At 65.2% G+C, this 19,163-nt stretch carries 20 protein-coding genes; 17 read left to right on the top strand and 3 right to left on the bottom strand.

The annotated features are described in order from the left end of the window. The gene (locus tag MP11Mi_RS03330; protein ID WP_420040898.1) at positions 1 to 1,338 is read left to right on the top strand and encodes a TIGR01777 family oxidoreductase; all 1,338 of its coding nucleotides are present in this window, start codon (positions 1 to 3) and stop codon (positions 1,336 to 1,338) included. Between the two features lie 21 nt (positions 1,339 to 1,359). Here MP11Mi_RS03330 and MP11Mi_RS03325 read toward each other — a convergent pair whose 3' ends face one another. Beyond that, entirely contained in the window at positions 1,360 to 2,616 is a 1,257-nt protein-coding gene (locus MP11Mi_RS03325) for a CynX/NimT family MFS transporter (protein ID WP_420040897.1), read from the bottom strand. 458 nt (positions 2,617 to 3,074) lie between these two features. Between MP11Mi_RS03325 and rpsL the strand changes: the two genes are divergently transcribed. The 6 genes from rpsL to MP11Mi_RS03295 all read left to right on the top strand — a co-directional run bounded on the left by rpsL (position 3,075) and on the right by MP11Mi_RS03295 (position 9,015). After that, positions 3,075 to 3,446: a 30S ribosomal protein S12 gene (gene rpsL / locus MP11Mi_RS03320; RefSeq protein ID WP_236999000.1), complete on the top strand. Its 372-nt coding sequence runs from the start codon at positions 3,075 to 3,077 to the stop codon at positions 3,444 to 3,446. A gap of 5 nt (positions 3,447 to 3,451) precedes the next feature. Next, positions 3,452 to 3,922, top strand: coding sequence for a 30S ribosomal protein S7 (gene rpsG, locus MP11Mi_RS03315; RefSeq protein WP_008376088.1), 471 nt, complete (start codon positions 3,452 to 3,454; stop codon positions 3,920 to 3,922). A 116-nt stretch (positions 3,923 to 4,038) separates the two neighbouring features. Then, positions 4,039 to 6,144: an elongation factor G gene (gene fusA / locus MP11Mi_RS03310; RefSeq protein WP_420040896.1), complete on the top strand. Its 2,106-nt coding sequence runs from the start codon at positions 4,039 to 4,041 to the stop codon at positions 6,142 to 6,144. A gap of 204 nt (positions 6,145 to 6,348) precedes the next feature. Then, positions 6,349 to 7,539, top strand: coding sequence for an elongation factor Tu (gene tuf / locus MP11Mi_RS03305; RefSeq protein ID WP_420040895.1), 1,191 nt, complete (start codon positions 6,349 to 6,351; stop codon positions 7,537 to 7,539). A 219-nt stretch (positions 7,540 to 7,758) separates the two neighbouring features. Beyond that, the gene (locus MP11Mi_RS03300; protein ID WP_420040894.1) at positions 7,759 to 8,511 is read left to right on the top strand and encodes an alpha/beta fold hydrolase; all 753 of its coding nucleotides are present in this window, start codon (positions 7,759 to 7,761) and stop codon (positions 8,509 to 8,511) included. Between the two features lie 42 nt (positions 8,512 to 8,553). Further along, a complete protein-coding gene (locus MP11Mi_RS03295) occupies positions 8,554 to 9,015 on the top strand; it encodes a flavodoxin domain-containing protein (RefSeq protein WP_420040893.1) in 462 nt (153 codons plus the stop codon). A 1-nt stretch (position 9,016) separates the two neighbouring features. Here MP11Mi_RS03295 and MP11Mi_RS03290 read toward each other — a convergent pair whose 3' ends face one another. Both MP11Mi_RS03290 and MP11Mi_RS03285 read right to left on the bottom strand, forming a co-directional pair. Further along, positions 9,017 to 9,508: a VOC family protein gene (locus tag MP11Mi_RS03290; RefSeq protein ID WP_420712832.1), complete on the bottom strand. Its 492-nt coding sequence runs from the start codon at positions 9,506 to 9,508 to the stop codon at positions 9,017 to 9,019. Between the two features lie 286 nt (positions 9,509 to 9,794). Continuing rightward, positions 9,795 to 10,715 (bottom strand): oxygenase MpaB family protein, encoded by a 921-nt coding sequence (locus tag MP11Mi_RS03285; RefSeq protein WP_420040892.1) that lies wholly within the window; start codon positions 10,713 to 10,715, stop codon positions 9,795 to 9,797. A gap of 94 nt (positions 10,716 to 10,809) precedes the next feature. Here MP11Mi_RS03285 and MP11Mi_RS03280 point away from each other — a divergent pair, with 94 nt between their 5' ends. The 10 genes from MP11Mi_RS03280 (at position 10,810) to MP11Mi_RS03235 (ending at position 19,158) form a co-directional block, all read left to right on the top strand. After that, entirely contained in the window at positions 10,810 to 11,871 is a 1,062-nt protein-coding gene (locus tag MP11Mi_RS03280; RefSeq protein ID WP_420040891.1) for an o-succinylbenzoate synthase, read from the top strand. Between the two features lie 265 nt (positions 11,872 to 12,136). After that, a complete protein-coding gene (locus tag MP11Mi_RS03275; protein ID WP_420040890.1) occupies positions 12,137 to 13,477 on the top strand; it encodes a cytochrome P450 in 1,341 nt (446 codons plus the stop codon). Beyond that, positions 13,474 to 14,073: a TetR/AcrR family transcriptional regulator gene (locus MP11Mi_RS03270; RefSeq protein ID WP_420040889.1), complete on the top strand. Its 600-nt coding sequence runs from the start codon at positions 13,474 to 13,476 to the stop codon at positions 14,071 to 14,073. Before MP11Mi_RS03275 ends, MP11Mi_RS03270 begins: the two co-directional genes overlap by 4 nt. Before the next feature lie 48 nt (positions 14,074 to 14,121). Beyond that, positions 14,122 to 15,012, top strand: a complete 891-nt coding sequence (locus MP11Mi_RS03265) for an SDR family NAD(P)-dependent oxidoreductase (protein WP_420040888.1) — start codon at positions 14,122 to 14,124, stop codon at positions 15,010 to 15,012. 10 nt (positions 15,013 to 15,022) lie between these two features. Continuing rightward, complete coding sequence (locus tag MP11Mi_RS03260; protein WP_420040887.1) at positions 15,023 to 15,598, top strand: hypothetical protein; 576 nt, start codon at positions 15,023 to 15,025, stop codon at positions 15,596 to 15,598. After that, positions 15,595 to 16,092 (top strand): hypothetical protein, encoded by a 498-nt coding sequence (locus MP11Mi_RS03255; protein WP_420040886.1) that lies wholly within the window; start codon positions 15,595 to 15,597, stop codon positions 16,090 to 16,092. Before MP11Mi_RS03260 ends, MP11Mi_RS03255 begins: the two co-directional genes overlap by 4 nt. Beyond that, complete coding sequence (locus tag MP11Mi_RS03250) at positions 16,089 to 16,673, top strand: hypothetical protein (RefSeq protein WP_420040885.1); 585 nt, start codon at positions 16,089 to 16,091, stop codon at positions 16,671 to 16,673. Before MP11Mi_RS03255 ends, MP11Mi_RS03250 begins: the two co-directional genes overlap by 4 nt. Continuing rightward, complete coding sequence (locus tag MP11Mi_RS03245) at positions 16,670 to 17,152, top strand: hypothetical protein (protein ID WP_420040884.1); 483 nt, start codon at positions 16,670 to 16,672, stop codon at positions 17,150 to 17,152. The genes MP11Mi_RS03250 and MP11Mi_RS03245 overlap by 4 nt, the downstream gene beginning before the upstream one ends. Positions 17,153 to 17,229: 77 nt before the next feature. After that, positions 17,230 to 18,429, top strand: coding sequence for an NAD(P)/FAD-dependent oxidoreductase (locus MP11Mi_RS03240; protein WP_420040883.1), 1,200 nt, complete (start codon positions 17,230 to 17,232; stop codon positions 18,427 to 18,429). Further along, positions 18,430 to 19,158, top strand: coding sequence for a DNA alkylation repair protein (locus MP11Mi_RS03235; protein WP_420040882.1), 729 nt, complete (start codon positions 18,430 to 18,432; stop codon positions 19,156 to 19,158). Positions 19,159 to 19,163: the final 5 nt, after the last annotated feature.

Raw genomic sequence — 19,163 nt, 5'->3', positions numbered from 1 at the left:
ATGGGCATAGAATTCGCGAGCACCGTTGACGCTCCGATCGATGAGGTTTTCGGCTGGTTCTCCCGTCCGGGAGCGCTGCGTCGGCTGCTTCCGCCGTGGCAACCGATGCACGCGGTCAGCGAAACCGACTCCATCGCGGAGGGCCGCGCCGTGCTCGGCCTCCCCGGTGGCCTCAGGTGGCAGGCCCAGCATGTGGGTGCCGACTTCGCGCCCCCGCATCGATTCGTCGACGAGCGCGTCGTCGACGGTCCGCGGAGCGTTCCCGCCGCGTTGGCAGGTCCGTGGCGGCACGTGCACGACTTCCGTGAGACGCCCGACGGACGGACCGAGGTGATCGACCGAGTGCACACCGCGGTACCCGAGGCTCTGCTGCGACCCACATTCGAATTCCGGCATCGTCAACTCGCCGACGACCTGGCCGCGCATCACACCGCGCGCGCCGGTGGGCTCGAGCCGTCGGTGATCGCCGTGTCCGGTGCGTCCGGCATGGTGGGCGCGGCCCTGTCCGCGTTCCTCACGACCGGCGGCCATCGAGTGGTCCGACTGGTTCGTCGAGGCGCCGACGGCGTCGACGAACGAACGTGGGACCCGGCATCTCCGGCCGACGATCTGCTCGATGGAGTCGACGCCGTCGTGCATCTGGCGGGCGCCCCGATCGCCGGCCGGTTCACCGACGGCCATCGGGCTGCGATACGCGACTCCCGAGTGGAACCCACACGCCGTCTCGCCGAGTTGGCGGCCGCCACTACCGGCGTCCACACCTTCGTCAGCGCATCGGCGATCGGGTTCTATGGATACGAACGTCCAGATGAGGTACTGGACGAGGCATCGTTGAAGGGTGGCGGGTTTCTCGCCGACGTCGTCGACGAGTGGGAACGAGCCGCACAGGTGTCCGGTGTACGGACCGTCCAGGTCAGGACGGGAATCGTGCAGAGTCCGCTCGGCGGGACGCTGCGTCTGCAACGTCCGATCTACACCGCAGGACTCGGCGGGCGACTCGGCAGCGGCCGACAATGGCTGTCGTGGATCGACCTCGACGACTTGCTCGATGTCTATCTGCGGGCACTGTTCGACGATCGGCTAGCCGGCCCCGTCAACGCGGTCGCACCCGAGCCCGTGACGGCCGCGAATTACGCGAAGACACTCGGGCGAGTGCTTCACCGTCCCGCAGTGCTGCCGGTGCCCGAGTTTGGACCCGCACTATTATTGGGCCGCCAAGGGGCACGGGAACTCGCGGCCGCGGACCAGCGGGTCGACTGCCACAGGCTCAACGACGTTGGACACGCCTTCCGTCATCCGACGTTGGACGCGTCACTGAGACATCAGCTCGGCCGCTGACCGTGTGATCGTGAGCTGGCGTCATGCCGGCAACTGGTCCTCCAGGTAGCGCGGCTTGCAGATGATCCAGGCTCCACACAACATCACCAGGACCATGCCGACGACGAGCAGGAACGGGACACCCCAACCGTGGGTCACATCGTGCAGGACGCCGAACAGCATCGGTCCGGCGCAGGCGAGTAGGTAGCCGACGCCCTGTGCGAAACCAGACAGCGACGCCGACGCCGCACTGGTTCGAGTCCGGACGTTGATGAGGGTCAACGCCATCGGGAACGTCGTCGGCCCCAGACCGCACAGGAGTGCCCACAGCAGCGGTGCCGACAACGGAGCCCACATCAGCCCGGCGAAACCCGCGAACCAGCAGGCCGCGAAGATCAGGGTGAAACCGAACGGGTTGGCGAAACGCGTCGACAGTGTCGGCGCGACGAATGTCGCGGCTAGGCCGACACCGGAGAAGACTGCGACTGCGGTGCCGCCGAGGGACTCGCTGCCGCCGGCGTCGGTGAAGATCTTCGGCAGCCAGGTGAACATGGCGTAGGTGCCTGCCGACGTCATACCGAACATGAGCGTCATGCCCCACGCCATCGGATTGCGCCACATCGAGATCCCGACGTCCGGAGCGGCGACGGCGGCCTCGCCGTCGATCACTGCGGCAGCGTCACGTCGCGCCGTCGCCCGCCGTTCGCGGACCACCCAGAGCCATGGGCCGAGCGCCGCCACCGGGACGAGCGCCCACACACCGAGCGAGAAACGCCAGTTCGTCGAGTCGGCCAGCGGGATCGCGACCGCGGCTGGGATCACCGTGCCTGCCTGCACGAAGACGATGTACGCCGTGCTGATCGGGGCGATCCGGTCGGAGAAATAGCGTTTCACCAGCGGTGGGATCAGGATGTTTCCGATACCCATGCCGAACAGAGCCACACAAGACAGCACGACCAGCACACCGACGTTCTGACTGAACGCCCGCGCCGCGATGCCGACACCGGTGATCACGACGGCGGCCAACGTCACCTGCTCGATGCCGAAACGGCGACCCAGGCGGGGCGACACGATCCCCGCGACGCCGAACGCGAGAGTCGGCAGCATGCCGAGCAGACCGCTGATCGTGTTGCCGAAACCGATGTCATCGGAGATTCGTTCGAGGAGCGGTGTGAACGACGTGACGGCGGTGCGCAGGGAGAACGCGAAGACGACGATCGCGAGGAGGACGATTACCCGACCCCGTAGGCCACCCGATCCGTATCGTTCGAACGTATGATCCTTCGGTGTCGTCGTCACCGAATTAATGGTGGCAGTCGCCGTCGAGTCGAAGCCAATTCAATTCCGGTGGCACTGATCACATCCAAGTCCACGGGGGTCGGTGCCGCGCCGGTGTGAGTTTCCCACTGTTCGGACCGTGTTCAACCTCGCATGTCAATGATTTTGACCAGGGTAAACCGGGGCGGTAAAGTATTGCGTCGGCGCCTGCCCACGGTAGGTGCTGCCCGAATTCTCTTCCGAACCCGATTCGGAGGAGGCGGGATCGCGAGCCGGATACGACGTGGATGACACGCCCGACCTCGGGGGAGCGATATGGCAGTTGACCGGCGCAGACGTGCCGGTGGGGCGAGTTGCGGACATCGTTCGGAGCGTATGCGGGTGCATGCCTGCGTGCGGACCGGAAGACGTGCCCGGAGCACTAACCGTGACAAGAAGAAGGACCGACGGGAGTCGGCCCACTAGGAGAAAAGAACTCAGTGCCAACTATTAACCAGCTGGTCCGCAAGGGCCGCAAGGACAAGGCGACGATCAAGAAGACCGCCGCCCTGAAGGGGAGCCCGCAGCGGCGCGGCGTGTGCACTCGCGTGTACACCACCACCCCCAAGAAGCCGAACTCCGCTCTTCGTAAGGTCGCCCGCGTGCGCCTGACGAGTGGCGTCGAGGTCACCGCCTACATCCCGGGTGAGGGCCACAATCTGCAGGAGCACTCGATGGTGCTCGTCCGCGGCGGACGTGTGAAGGACCTCCCCGGTGTTCGCTACCGCATCATCCGCGGCTCGCTCGACACGCAGGGTGTCAAGGACCGCAAGCAGGCTCGCAGCCGTTACGGCGCCAAGAAGGGAAGCTGATCTAGATGCCACGTAAAGGACCCGCTCCCAAGCGCCCGCTGATCAACGACCCGGTCTACGGTTCGCCCCTGGTCACGCAGCTCGTCAACAAGATCCTGCTGGACGGCAAGAAGTCGACCGCCGAGCGGATCGTCTACGAAGCCCTCGAGCAGGCTCGTGAGAAGACCGGCACCGACCCCGTCGTCACGCTCAAGCGTGCACTCGACAACGTCAAGCCGACCCTCGAGGTCAAGAGCCGCCGCGTCGGTGGCGCCACCTATCAGGTGCCGATCGAGGTCAAGCCGGGCCGCGCCAACACGTTGGCTCTCCGCTGGCTCGTCACCTTCAGCCGTCAGCGTCGTGAGAAGACGATGGTCGAGCGACTCGCCAACGAGCTCCTCGACGCGTCGAACGGTCTCGGCGCTTCGGTGAAGCGTCGCGAAGACACCCACAAGATGGCCGAAGCCAACCGGGCGTTCGCGCACTACCGCTGGTGACAACCGCCGGACGCGGATCGGGTCAACCCCGATCCGCGTTCATCGGCCTTTTGCCCTCGGGCGGATGGTCGTCGAAGAACCAATTCCAACCTCTAGCGAAAATGCGAGGCGAATAAGTGGCACAGGAAGTGCTGACCGACCTGACCAAGGTCCGCAACATCGGCATCATGGCCCACATCGATGCAGGCAAGACCACCACCACCGAGCGCATCCTCTACTACACCGGTGTGAACTACAAGATCGGTGAAACCCACGACGGTGCGTCGACGACCGACTGGATGGAGCAGGAGAAGGAGCGTGGTATCACCATCACCTCCGCCGCCGTGACCTGCTTCTGGGCCGACAACCAGATCAACGTCATTGACACGCCCGGACACGTCGACTTCACGGTCGAGGTCGAGCGCGCACTCCGCGTCCTCGACGGCGCCGTAGCTGTCTTCGACGGCAAGGAGGGCGTCGAGCCTCAGTCGGAGCAGGTCTGGCGCCAGGCAACCAAGTACGACGTCCCCCGCATCTGCTTCGTCAACAAGATGGACAAGATGGGCGCGGACTTCTACTTCACCGTGCAGACGATCATCGATCGTCTCGGTGCGAAGCCGCTCGTCATGCAGCTCCCGATCGGTGCCGAGGATGCCTTCGACGGCGTCGTCGACCTGCTCGAGATGAAGGCCATCACCTGGCGCGGCACCGTCGAGATCGGCGCCGCACCGACCATCGAAGAGATCCCCGCGGATCTGGCGGATAAGGCAGCCGAATACCGCGAGAAGCTGCTCGAGACGGTCGCCGAGTCGGACGAAGCCCTCATGGAGAAGTACTTCTCCGGTGAAGAGCTCACGATCGACGAGATCAAGGGCGCTATCCGCAAGTTGACGATCAACTCGGATATCTACCCGGTCCTCTGTGGCTCGGCGTTCAAGAACAAGGGCGTTCAGCCCATGCTCGACGCCGTCATCGACTACCTCCCGAACCCGCTGGACATTGGCGAGATCGAGGGACATGTCGTCGGCAACGAGGAAGAGATCATCTCCCGCAAGCCGTCGAAGGACGAGCCGTTCTCGGCGCTCGCGTTCAAGATCGCGTCGCACCCGTTCTTCGGCAAGCTGACGTTCGTCCGCGTGTACTCGGGCCACGTCGATCCGGGCACGCAGGTCCTGAATGCCACCAAGGGCAAGAAGGAGCGCATCGGCAAGCTCTTCCAGATGCACGCCAACAAGGAGAACCCGGTTCCAGACGCGGTGGCTGGCCACATCTACGCGATGATCGGCCTCAAGGACACCACGACCGGTGACACCCTGTGTGACACCAGTGCTCCGATCGTCCTCGAGTCGATGAGCTTCCCGGACCCGGTCATCAACGTCTCGATCGAGCCGAAGACCAAGTCCGACCAGGAGAAGCTGGGCACCGCGATCCAGAAGCTCGCCGAAGAGGATCCGACGTTCTCGGTGAACCTGGACGACGAGACCGGCCAGACGGTCATCGGCGGCATGGGCGAGCTCCACCTCGACATCCTCGTCGACCGCATGAAGCGCGAGTTCAAGGTTGAGGCGAACGTCGGCAAGCCGCAGGTCGCCTACCGCGAGACGATCCGCAAGACCGTCGAGAAGCACGAGTTCACCCACAAGAAGCAGACGGGTGGCTCGGGCCAGTTCGCGAAGGTCATCATCAAGCTCGAACCGTTGGTCGACGGCGAAGAAGGCGCGACCTACGAGTTCAAGAATGGCGTCACCGGCGGTCGTGTCCCGCGCGAGTACATCCCTTCGGTGGATGCGGGTGCGCAGGACGCGATGCAGTACGGTGTGCTGGCCGGCTACCCGCTGGTCAACCTGAAGGTCACCCTGCTCGACGGTCAGTACCACGACGTCGACTCGTCGGAGATGGCCTTCAAAATCGCCGGTTCGCAGGCCCTCAAAGAGGCTGCGAAGATGGCACAGCCCGTCATCCTGGAGCCGATCATGGCCGTCGAGGTCACGACTCCGGAAGACTACATGGGCGACGTCATCGGCGACCTCAACTCCCGCCGTGGTCAGATCCAGGCCATGGAGGAGCGCAGCGGTGCTCGAGTCGTGAAGGCTCAGGTCCCGCTGTCGGAGATGTTCGGCTACATCGGAGACCTTCGGTCGAAGACTCAGGGCCGTGCCAACTACTCCATGGTCTTCGACTCGTACGCTGAAGTTCCGGCGAACGTGTCGAAGGAGATCATCGCGAAGGCGACGGGCGAGTAGAACTCGTTCGCCGTTTTGGCGGAACCCATTGGCGGACCACGCCAGCGTGGACAAACCAATACCCCGATCGGCGGCTCCCGCCGTCGATCGGGGACCATGTAAGAAGCCTCCCCGTAGTGGTACAGATGAGTATCGGTACAGGGAACCCATACACCGTCGACCGGGAACCACCCGGTGGCGCAGAGAAGTCCAGGAGGACATCAAGTGGCGAAGGCGAAGTTCGAGCGGACCAAGCCGCACGTGAACATCGGCACCATCGGTCACGTCGACCACGGCAAGACCACCACCACGGCTGCCATCACCAAGGTGCTGGCAGACCAGTACCCGGACCTGAACGAGAGCTTCGCTTTCGATCAGATCGACAAGGCGCCTGAGGAGAAGGCTCGTGGTATCACGATCAACATCTCCCACGTCGAGTACCAGACGGAGAAGCGTCACTACGCTCACGTCGACGCGCCGGGTCACGCCGACTACATCAAGAACATGATCACTGGTGCCGCCCAGATGGACGGCGCGATCCTGGTCGTGGCCGCCACCGACGGCCCGATGCCGCAGACTCGCGAGCACGTCCTCCTGGCCCGCCAGGTCGGCGTTCCCTACATCCTCGTCGCACTGAACAAGGCCGACATGGTCGACGACGAAGAAATCATGGAGCTCGTCGAGATGGAGGTCCGCGAACTGCTGGCCGCCCAGGAGTTCGACGAGGACGCACCGGTCGTTCCGATCTCGGCGCTCAAGGCGCTCGAGGGCGACCCCAAGTGGGTCGAGTCGGTTCAGAAGCTCATGGCTGCTGTCGACGAGTCGATCCCGGACCCGGTCCGCGAGACCGACAAGCCGTTCCTGATGCCCGTTGAGGACGTCTTCACGATCACCGGTCGTGGCACCGTCGTCACCGGTCGTGTCGAGCGTGGCGAGATCAACGTCAACGCTGAGGTCGAGATCGTCGGCATCCGCGAGAAGAGCACCAAGACCACCGTCACCGGTATCGAGATGTTCCACAAGCTCCTTGACTCGGCACAGGCCGGCGACAACGCCGGTCTGCTGCTCCGCGGCCTCAAGCGTGAGGACGTCGAGCGCGGCCAGGTCATCGTGCAGCCGGGCACCACGACTCCGCACACGGAGTTCGAGGGTCAGGCGTACATCCTGTCGAAGGACGAGGGTGGCCGTCACACCCCGTTCTTCAACAACTACCGCCCGCAGTTCTACTTCCGCACCACGGACGTGACCGGCGTCGTTACCCTCCCCGAGGGCACCGAGATGGTCATGCCGGGCGACAACACGGAGATGCTTGTCAAGCTCATCCAGCCGGTCGCCATGGACGAAGGCCTGCGCTACGCAATCCGTGAGGGTGGCCGCACCGTCGGTGCCGGTCGCGTCACCAAGATCATCAAGTGATGTCTCCCCGCCGGGCGCATTAGCGGAAGTGATTTCTGCGTGCCTGGCGGGACATCACGGATCATGCGTGAAGTGATCTAGCAGTACACGCCGACCTCGTAGCCCGAGGTTCGCCAGAAGCCCCACTCCGTTTCGGAGTGGGGCTTCTTCGTGCTCAGCGTGAGGGCGCGTGGCTGTGCGGGTGGAGGCCGATTGACGGGAGTGTCTACCCTCGAAGGCATGGTGTCTCAACGTCGCACGCTGACACGTGCCGGCCTGTCGTTGTCGATCCAGGTATCGGGGACGCTCGCCCCGCGCAGCGTCCCGGTGGTTTTGGTGCACGGTATGGGCGGAGACCGCACGACCTGGCGGCCGCTTGCCGGCGCATTGCGCGGACGCGGCCGGACAGTGGTTAGTTTCGACATGCGGGGGCATGGACGGACCGGGCCTGCGGACTCGTATCTTCTCGATGACTTCCGCGATGACCTCGCTGCCGTCGTCGACGAACTCGGTGCCGAACGGGTCGACCTCGTCGGACACTCGTTGGGTGCGCACACCGTGCTGCGATATGCGATCGCCGCGCCCGAACGCGCACGCCGGATCGTGCTGGAGGAGGTTCCACCGATGCCACGCGACGACTCCGATCTCGCCGAAAAAGTCACGCCGTCGGCGACACTGGGGGAGAGGATCCGGGGGATCGGTGCGCTCGTCGCCAACCCGGGACCATTCTTGCGGTTCGACCGTGCACTCGGCGATCCGGTGATGTCGGCGTTCGCCGTCGCCGAGCCCGCGTGGTGGTGCAGTCTGCAGCAGGTCACCGCACCGACACTCGTCGTGTCCGGCGGGCAGCGCAGCTTCTTGCCGCCGCAGTATCTGCGGGATCTCGCGGACGCGCTGCCCGAAGGTGACTTCCTGACTATCGACGCAGGGCACAGCGTGCACCGTGATCGTTGTGACGAGTTCGCCGGCGCGGTACTCGCACATTTGTCGTGAGAGACCCTGTTCTGCCGCCTCCACTCGTGTGATGATCAGGTTATGGACTCTCTGATCGTCGTTGAATCGAAGTCTCATGGAAACACTCGTCGGATCGCAGAGGCGATGGCGGCGACACTCGACGCCCGCGTGGTCGCGCCCGACGAGGTGTACGACGCGGAGATCGACGCCGCCGATCTGATCGGCTGGGGTTCGGGCATCTATTGGATGTCGTTCGCGCCCGAACTGCGACATCGGATCGAACGGCTCGATGCCCGCGCGCGAGGCCGTGCGTTCGTGTTCTCCACGAGCGGACTGCCCGAGACCCCGTTGCGTCGGTACTCCCGCACGCTGGTTGCGTCGCTGGCCGGGCGCGGTTTCACCGTGGCCGACGACGTGTTCGCCTGCCGGGGCCTCGACACGATGGGGCCTCTGTCCCTCGTCGGCGGGGTCAACAAGGGGGCGCCGACGACCAACGATCTAGCCGCCGCGCAAGCATTCGCGCGGCGGATCGGAGAATCCTGACCTATCCGTCGCTCGCGATCATCCACGCGATGCCAAAGCGATCGGTGAACATGCCGAAGAGCGAGCCCCACGGGGCTCGGTCGAACGGAATCGTCACCGTCCCGCCGTCGGAGAGTCCAGTCCAAACCCGCCGCAGTTCGTCGGCGTCGGGGCTGGTCAACGATACGGAGATGCCAGTTGGAGCGGTATACGGCATGCCGCTAGGGGTGTCGGACGCCATCAGGACGAGGTCGTCATCGGTGGTGAGCTGTGCGTGCATAACCAGCGTGCGCTCGCTGGGGTCGGGGACCATGTCGGGAAAGTCTTCAAAGGTGGTGACGACGAGTTTCCCGCCGAGGGTCTCACGGTAGAACTCCATCGCGTCGCGGGCATTAGTCCGGAACGAGATGTACGGGTTGAGGTGCGCCATGGCTCTCTCCTTGTGAAGTCCGGTCGAACGGACGGTCGTCTCCGGTGCCCGCAGGTTCCAGTGTTCGCCATATTCAGTGTTCACGCAGCCATTCGGCAGTACAGCCGATGCCTCGGACCCGGAGACCGCCCGCCGCTGAAATGTGAAGAGACGATCGCCCCGCACGAACTTGAGTCGGATCAGATATCCGCGTACCGCGAATTGCCAACGCGGCAATTCGATCGGTCTCGCTCAAGACGTCCACACCGATTTGACCCCCGAGTTCACCTCGTTTGTGCACGGGACATCGCTGGAACCTCATCTTTCCGAGGCGGATTGATTTGAACGAGACCGGCGGCACCCCTCGGGTCGAGTACCAGAGCCTGGATGACTACGTGTTGTATAGCTTGCGCGGATCGATGCCGGTCCGCTCCCACGCCTCGTAAGCCCACGGGACGTAGAGAGCCTTGACCGGCAGTTTGTTGATCAGTGGATTGATCTTGCGCATGAACGCAGCGAACCGGTCGAAGTTGCGCTGATCGCGAGCGCTCCACTCCAAATCGCAGACGTCCCGCATCTGTTGAGGCAGGGTCCCGACGATCACGACGTGGAACGCGCCGTTCAGCGGCGCGGACGCGATACGCCACAGTGGCTTCGGCAGCCACTTAGGCCCGGGGACGCCCTTGCGCAGATAGCCCGTCGCGTACGTGATGGTCCGGGTCGGTACGAAGCGATCGAGCATCGACTCCCAGTACTCGCAGAACTCTTCGTAGGTCTGCGGTTGGCTGCGCGCCGAGACACCGTAGAGCTGGTACCAGACTTTGCTCTCTTCGAAGATCTGCACCTTCTCCTCGTAAGAGAGTCGGCGGATGAACGTGTCGGTGATGAACAGAACCTGGTCAACGAACGTCGCGTGTGCCCAGTAGAACAGTTCGGGATTGAGCGCGTGGTAGCGCGAGCCGTCGCTGATGGTGCCCTTGATGCCGCGGTGGAAGTCGCGGACACGGTGACCCCATTGATGCGGGCGGTCGGAGTACACGGTGCGCATGATCGGTGGGCCGGACCGCTTCGCGCGGCCAAGGAAGTCGTTGAAGATGACCGAATGGTCTTCCACACCCTGCGCGAGCTGCTCGATGCAGTTCTCGGTGCCTGCCAGCCGTTGGAATCCGAGAAGCCCCCGGTTGTCGCCGTAGAACTTCCAGACCAGCGAATCGGCGCCGAGTCGCAATTCGAGCGAATCGATGTCGCCGTCGTCGACGACGGCGGGTTCCGCCTCGCGGACGTGCTCGTCGAAATCCGTAGTTGAGGTCATGGCGACAGCGTAACCCTACTTTGGAACAAAATGAATACTTTGTGCCAAACTGGGGCCGGTCTCGCGTCGGTCGACGACGAACTACCCTGACGGCATGGTCTTCTCGCAGCCGTCAGGAAAGAACAAGCAGTCGCCGTTCGGCACCTCCGACGATCGACGAGACCCGAAGACGACGTTCCGTCTGAAGCCGAAGGATGCGCCGCCGCCGACCATGCCTACCGCCGATGATCTGATCGCGGCGTCGCGAGTGGTCGCCTTGCCGATGCGCACCAAGTTCCGCGGTATCACAGTCCGCGAAGCACTGATCTTCTCCGGCCCGGTGGGATGGGGCGAGTTCGCGCCGTTCACCGAGTACGACGACGCCGAGTCGCGCGTGTGGCTCGCCGCAGGCATCGAGGCTGCTTACCTAGGTGCGCCCGATCCGGTGCGCGACGTCGTCGACGTCAACGCAACGGTTCCCGCGGTACCTGCCGACGAAGTCGCCGAGATCATCAGTCGATATCCCGGTGTGCGGACGGTGAAGGTGAAAGTCGCTGAACCCGGCCAGTCGTTGGCCGACGACGTCGACCGAGTCGCGGCAGCGCGCGAACTCGTCCGGACGGTACGAATCGACGCGAACGGAGCGTGGACCGTCCAGGAGGCAATCGAAGCGATCGCGGCGATCGGCGACGTCGAATACGTCGAGCAGCCGTGCCGCACCGTCGAAGAATTGGCCGAGGTTCGTCGAGCCGTCTCGGTCCCGATCGCCGCCGACGAGTCGATCCGCCGTTCCACCGACCCCATGCGGGTCGCCAAAGCCGACGCCGCCGACATCGCTGTGCTCAAGGTGGCGCCCCTCGGCGGCATGCGCGCACTTCTCAAGGTCGCGGCTCGGCTGCCGATGGACGTCGTCGTGTCCAGCGCCCTCGACACGGCGGTCGGCATGTCAGCCGGAGTCGCCGCCGCAGCGGCGCTGCCGGGACTGCACCGTGCGTGCGGGTTGGGGACCGGCGCGATGTTCGGCCGCGATGTGGCCGCCCCGTTCACCGTCGTTGACGGTCATGTAGCGCTCCGCAGCGTCGTGCCGGCGAACGACTTGCCGCTCGCCTCGGCGCAACGCACGCAGTGGTGGCATGACCGGCTGCGTCGGTGTCACTCCCTGCTCACCGGTGGATGATGGCCGCGCGTCGATATCGGCGACGACGCTGGTTGAGCGAGGGGCGAGCACCACACAGGTCGTGCCGCGCGCTCAACTCGGTTGCCGCACCTTCAACTACTGCGCCGCGACCCGACGACCTCTCAAGCCTGGGTGGCCGATCTGGTCGACGGCGGTCTGAAACGGTCCACGAAAGAAGCCTGGACTAGAAACAAATCGCTTAGTCTGTTCCAATGAGTATGAGCGATGTCACTATGGGCATCGCACGAAGGTTGGGAGAGAAGCGATGACCGACATTCTCGCGAGGCCGGAGGTCGGCAGCGAACTGCGACCAATTCCGATGAGCGATCGCAACGGCGTACTCGAAGTGCTCAGCATGCGGCGCGACCCGTTCAAGTTCGCCGACGACAAACTGGTGCGCTACGGGAACGTCGTGGGGCTCAACGCGCTCGGTGTCCGAATGGTGACCGCGGCCGGCCCCGCGGCGGCCAGCGAGATCTTGATGAACAAAGAGAAGGCGTTCGCCAACGCCCCCGCCTGGAGCTATTTCATCGGCCCATTCTTCAACCGCGGCGTCATGCTCCTCGACTTCGACGAGCACCGCCACCACCGGCACATCCTGCAGGCCGCGTTCACGCCGAAGGTCCTCAAGGGCTACATGGACGAGATGCAGCCGATGATCACCGAACGCATGCAGCGGTTCCCGACCGGTGACGTCCGCATGTTCACCGAACTCAAACAAATCACCCTCGACGTCGCGCTCGAAGTGTTCCTCGGTCTCGAACTGCCCAAGGCCGAAGCCGACCGCATCAACAAGGCGTTCATCGACACCGTCCGCGCAGGCGTCGCGTTCGTGCGCAAGCCGGTGCCCGGCGGCCGGTGGTGGAAAGGCCTGCGCGGACGCAAGATCCTCGAAGAGTTTTTCTACAAGCACATCGCGGCCAAGCGCGCGACGGCCACGCCCGACCTGTTCTCGGTGCTCTGCCACGCGGAGAGCGACGACGGGCACACGTTCACCGACGAGGACGTCGTCAACCACATGATCTTCGTTCTCATGGCGGCGCACGACACGTCGACCATCACCATGACGCAGATGGCCTTCCACATGGCCAAGCACCCCGAATGGCAGCAGCGGGCCCGCGAGCAAGCATTCGAGTTCGGCGAGAGCCTCACCTACGACGACCTCGGCTCGATGGATGTCATCGACGTCGTGATGCGTGAGTCGCTGCGTATGTGCCCGCCCGTCCCCGCCCAGCCGCGCATGGCGATCAAAGACACCCAGGTGCAGGGCTTCTTCATTCCGAAGGGCACGATGGTCGTCGTGCCGCAGATGTCCAATCACCGTGATCCCGAGATCTACGCTCACCCGAACATGTTCGACCCGGAGCGGTTCTCGGCCGACCGCGCAGAAGACAAGGCGCACCGGATGGCGTGGATTCCGTTCGGCGGCGGCGTCCACAAGTGCATCGGCCTGTACTTCGGTCAGATGGAGATCAAGACGATCATGCACCACTTGCTGCGCAACTATGAGTGGACAGTGCCCGCAGACTACGAGATGCCGATGGATTACAGCGCGCTGCCAGTCCCGAAGGACAAGCTGCCAGTCCAGGTCCGGCGCCTTTCATGACGACGGGAACCACACGGAAGAGCAGAGTCACATCGTCTCCGTCCGCGCAGGAGGCGGCGATCCTGGCCGCTGCCGCGAACGAGTTCTCGACGGTCGGTGCGCGCCGCGCCAACATCGACGAGGTAGCGAAGACTGCCGGAGTCAGCCGATCGACGCTCTACCGGCGGTTCCCGAACAAAGACAGTCTGCTGTTGGCCGTCGCGAACGACGCCTTCGAGAAGGGCCTGGCACGGCTCGAGACCGCCACCGCAGGACTCGGTCCGTCGGACGCCGTCGTCGCGGCATTCACCGCTGGCGCCGAGATGGTCCACACCGACCCGCTGCTGCGTCGCATGGTCCTCGAAGACGTCGAACTGCGTTCCATCACCGCGACCACCATCAGCGCTCTTTTCATCGAGATGGTGACCGCTAGGGTCGCCGGGACGCTGCGCCGAGCCGGCGCCGAGATGTCCGAAGACGAACTGCTGCAAGCCGTCGAACTGCATGTGCGCCTGGTTATCTCGTTCCTCGAAGTCCCCAGCGCGGAACCGGAGAAGCAGACCGTCGCGTACGCGTCGCACCTCGCGGCCACCTATCTCGCGCCGATGATCTACTGATCCGTCGCGCCGCTACTCGCCACCCTCACCAGCTCGACAAGGAGCTTCATGTCCATCCTCGATCGGTTCTCGTCCGAACATCGACTGGCGCGGACCCGCGCCGGCGTCTCCGGCAAAGTCGTCGCCATCACCGGTGGCGCACGCGGAATCGGATTCGAGATCGCTCAACAGGTACTCGCTGCGGGCGGCCGCGTCGCCCTCGGCGACATCGACGCTGACGCCGTCGAGGCGGCGGCCGCCGACCTCGGCGTGGAAGGCATCGGTGTGGAAGGCATCGAACTCGACGTCACCGACGCGGCCTCGTTCGAGAACTTCCTCGACGTCGTCGAAGCGCGCGTCGGGCCGGTCGACGTGCTCGTCAACAACGCGGGAATCATGCCCGTCGGTTCGTTCCTCGACTACGACGAGGCGCTGATCCGCCGGACCATCGAGATCGACTTCCTCGGCGTGATCTTCGGTACCCGCGCCGCTGCACGCAGGATGGCGACGCGCGGCGGCGGCCAGGTCGTCAACATCGCATCCGTGGCCGGTCGTCTCGCCGCGCCCGGACTGTCGGTGTACAACGGTGCGAAGTCCGGGGTCATCGAGTTCTCCGAGACCCTCGACTTCGAGCTGTCGCCCCACGGCGTCCACGTCTCGGCAGTCCTCCCGTCCTTCACCAAAACCGGTCTCGTGGCGGGACTGAAGACCAACGCATTCGTCAAGACCGTCGACACCGACGTCGTAGGCCGTGAAGTCCTGAAGACAATCGCTACACGCCGCACGCGGGCGACGGCGCCCGCCTCCCTCGGCTGGGTCGACATGATGCCGATGACTCCGATCGGGTTGAAGCGTCGACTGGCGAAGTTCGCTAAGACCGACACGATCTTCCTGCACGCCGATCAGTCGGCGCGCGCCGACTACAGCACGCGGATCGGTCAGGTGAGCCATTCCGATTAGTGTTGCTCGCATGCCAACCGACCGCCAACTCGCAGGGTTGCGGGCCGCCCGCGCCAAACGGCGGGCTCGTCGGCGAGAGCTCGATGCGGTCCTGAGCGAGCAGCGCCTCGCCTCGTCGGTCGGGCGGAAGCAAGGCCTCGCCGTCGTGTTCGCGATCGTCGCCGTCGCGCTGGCAGGCCTGGCCGTGTGGCAGTACGCGGTCGCGCCGCGCCACTATTCGGACGCCGAATACGTATCCGCGACCGCCGACCGCGTCAGCCTCCTCATGGAGGCCGACAGCGAAGATCAGGGACGCGCCGGCCGCATCTTGTCGGGGGCGACCGGCGAATTCCATGACTCGTTCGCACAGTCGGCCGATGCGTACACCCAGTTTGTGGAGTCAGCGAAGACGAGCGGAGACGGCTCGGTGGACGGGGTCGGTGTCGCCAGGCGGGAAGGCGACTCCGCGTTGATGCTCGTCGCCGCGAGTGTGCGGGTGGCGACATCGACCGGCCAAGACGCGGCTCCGGCGGCGTTCCGCATGCGCGTGCTGATGACGCCCGAAGACGGCGAACTGAAGATCGCCGCCGTGGAGGTGCTCGGGTGAAGAGTCGACTCGAACGACCGGTCACTCGAAACACGTTGATCGGTGTGGCCGTCGCGGTCGTCGTCCTGGTGGGTGCTTTCGTCGTGTGCGTCGCCGGACTGGATCACCGGTCGGATGCGCGGACCGCAGCCACCGCCCGCGACACGGTGTCCGAGCAGGCCGCCGACGCTGTCGCGGCCGTCTTTTCGGTCTCGGAGAAGACCTGGCGGCATGACCGGCAGGCCGCGAAGACACACCTCGCCGACCCCATGTCGACGTCGCTGGCCTCCGCACTGGCGCGCGGTCCAGCGGAAGGAGTTATTTCCGTCGAGTGGGAGCCGCAGCATGCCGCGACCGTCGACATCGACCAAGACACGGCTACCGCCATCGTCGTCGCGCGAGTGACGGTGACCTCGCGGCGCGGTCCGCCGCAGACCGCGGACCGGACTGTGCAGACGAGTCTGCGACGCGTCGAAGGCCGATGGCTGGTCACGGGGATGGACGAACTGCGATGACCGAACCCGTACGTGTACGTAAGGCCCGCGAGCAGTACGACGACGCCGTCCGCGCGGAACGTCGCGCGAGGATCGCGGCGGCGCCCGCGCTACGCGCGCGGGCCCGTCGCCTGCGCGCCGCGCTCCGGCTGGCCGCGGTGGCGATGATTGTGGTCGCGGCCGTCGCATTCGGCGTGGGACTGTGGGGGTTCTTCTCAACCGACGACGTGAACGCCGATGCCGCCGTCGCCGACGCGACGTCGGCCGTCACGACGATGCTGACACCCGACCCGGCCGACGCGCAGGGATACGTCGACGCGATCAGCGACGACAGCGCGGGCGAACAGCGGAAGCGGTTCGACTCCGGCCGCGACGCCCTCGTCGGCTACGTGAGTGGTCTTGACGTTCGACCCGACGGACGTGTGGTGTCGGCAGGAGTCGAGTCGGCGTCCGTCGACTCGGTGGATGTCATAGTCGTCGCGCAGGCCACCGACCCAAGCCTGGTCGGCGGCACATCAGGAGACAACAGGGTGACCGTCCGAGTGCGGATGACACCCGTCGACGACGGCTGGCTCGTCTCCGACACGGAGGTGCTCTCGTGACACGTCGTGCTCTCTGGACAGCGGTCGCCGTATGTGCGCTGATCGTCGCCGCCGTCTTCGGTCTCCTGGCGGTGAACGCGCACCGCGAGCCCGCGGGCCCGGATGTCGCGCCTGCGGAAGCAGCGGCGGCGGCGGTCGGGAAGCTGATGACGTTCGCACCCGACGACACAGCGGATGCGCGCCACCGAGTCGAGGAGTCACTGACCGGTGCGCTCGCCGCCGACTACGCGCTGCGCGGACCAGACGTCGTGTTCCCGTCGGCGGTCGCGTCCCGGGCGACGATGACGGTCGACGTCACCGACGCCGCGACCGTCGCGCACGCCGACCGCTCGGCCCGGGTACTGGTGTTCGCCCAGCAGACCGTCGCCGTTGGCGCGCATACGGATCCGTCGCACGTGGGTATTGCGCGTTGGGCGTGGATGACTAGAGTCGAAGGTCATTGGTTGTTGGCTCGGCTCACATCAGTGTCCCCGCAGTGATCCCGATCTCCGGTCGGCTGTGTGGGCCGGTGCGGTGTTGAGCGAGCCTCGAGTATCGAGACCTTAAGGACACACCTGTGAATGACCCCATTGTGATTGTGGGCGCAGGGCTGGGCGGCGTCCGCCTCGCCGAGAACCTGCGTAACGGCGGATATGTGGGCGGCATCGTGCTGCTCGGTCAGGAGAAGCATCCGCCGTACGACCGTCCGCCCCTGTCCAAGAGTGTCGTGACCGGCGACGACGAGCGCGTGGATCTCAAACCTGCCGAGTTCTATACCGAGCAGGACATCGATTTGCGGACTGGGACTCGCGTCGTCGCGGTGAACCCCGATGCGTACACCGTGACCGTCGAACACGACGGAAAGCGCAGCGAGATCGCCTACGGGACGCTGGTGCTGGCGACGGGCCTCGTCGCGCGACGATTCCCGGGCGTCGCCGAAGATGTGTCCGGTGTGCACGTGATCCGCACGATCGACGACGCGATCGCATTGCGTGATGCGGCTGGGACAGCGAAGCACGCCGCGGTGATCGGCGCTGGGTTCATCGGATGCGAGGTGGCGGCCAGCCTGCGCAAGCACGATGTCGCGGTCACTCTCATCGAACCCACGCCGACGCCGCTCGCCGTGGCGATCGGTGCGCGGATGGGGCAGATGATCACTCGGCTGCACATCGAGGCCGACGTCGACCTGCGCACCGGTGTCGGCGTGGACGAGATCGTCGTCGACGACGGTGTCGCATCGGCGGTCGTGCTCTCCGACGGGTCGCGGGTGGACGCCGACGTCGTCGTCGTAGGCATCGGCGGCTACCCCGAACTGGGCTACCTGGAGGGATCTGGAATCGAACTCGCGCCCCGATCCGCTGGCGGTGGAATCGCGTGCGACGGGGTCGGACGGACGAATGTGCCCGACGTGTACGCGCTCGGTGACGCCGCGAACTGGACCGAGGCGCACGGCGAGCACCACCGCGTCGAACACTGGAACCACGTCGTGGACCACGCTGCTCTCGTCGCAGCCGAACTGCTCGGCCACACGATCGCCCATCAGAGCGTCCCGTACTTCTGGAGCGATCAGTTCGGCCTCAAGATCCAGATGCTCGGATCACCGCGTCCAGACGATGAGGTGCACGTCGTCGACGACGACGGGCGCAAGTTCCTGGCGTACTACAGCCGGGACGGCGTCCTCACCGGCGTGATCGGCGCGGGTCGGGTCGGGAAACTGATGAAGACGAGGCAGTACCTGCAGACGCCGACACCGGTGTCTGCGCTGTTGGACCAGTGAATGCTCGACGCGACGGCCTCGGCCGCTGACATCGTCACCGCTCTCGTAGAGGCCGGCGACCCGTTCCGTGCCGCAGGGTCGCGCCGCTTTTTCAAGACGGGGCCGGGCGAGTACGCGGAGGGCGACGAGTTCGTCGGCATCCGTGTACCGGAGCTGCGCAAGCTCGCGAGAGGGATGCGCGGGCTGCCCGGCGGCGTGCTCGCCGACCTTGTTGCGACTCCGCTACACGAGGCCAGACAACTCGCGCTGTTGACGCTGGGAGTCAACTTCGCCGCCGCGCGCGGTTCCGATCGCGCACACTGGGTCGACGTCTACCGGGATGCGGTGCGGTCGGGCCACGTCGACAACTGGGATCTCGTCGATTGCTCCGCCGAGTCGATCCTGGGTGCGTTCCTCGTCGACGCCGACGACTACTCCGAACTGCTCGACTGGGCGTCGTCGGACAACCTCTGGGAGCGCAGAGTCGGGATCATCGGCGCGTTCTCCTTCATCCGTGCCGGACGGGCCGACGCGATCCTCGCCGTCGCGCCGCTCGTCATCGACGACCGCCGCGACCTGATCCAGAAGGCGTTCGGTTGGATGCTGCGCGAGACAGGGAAGCGCGTCGACCGTGCTGTCCTCACCGACTATCTCGACGCGCATGCGGCACGGATGGGTAGGACTGCGCTGTCGTACGCAGCCGAACACCTGGCTTCTGACGAACGGTCGCGATACCGCGCGATGCGTTGAGCCCG

Source organism: Gordonia abscondita (assembly GCF_032711245.1).
GTDB lineage: Bacteria > Actinomycetota > Actinomycetes > Mycobacteriales > Mycobacteriaceae > Gordonia.
The sequence above is the reverse complement of the archived record's forward strand: the minus strand, read 5'-3'. Positions and strand labels throughout refer to the sequence as shown.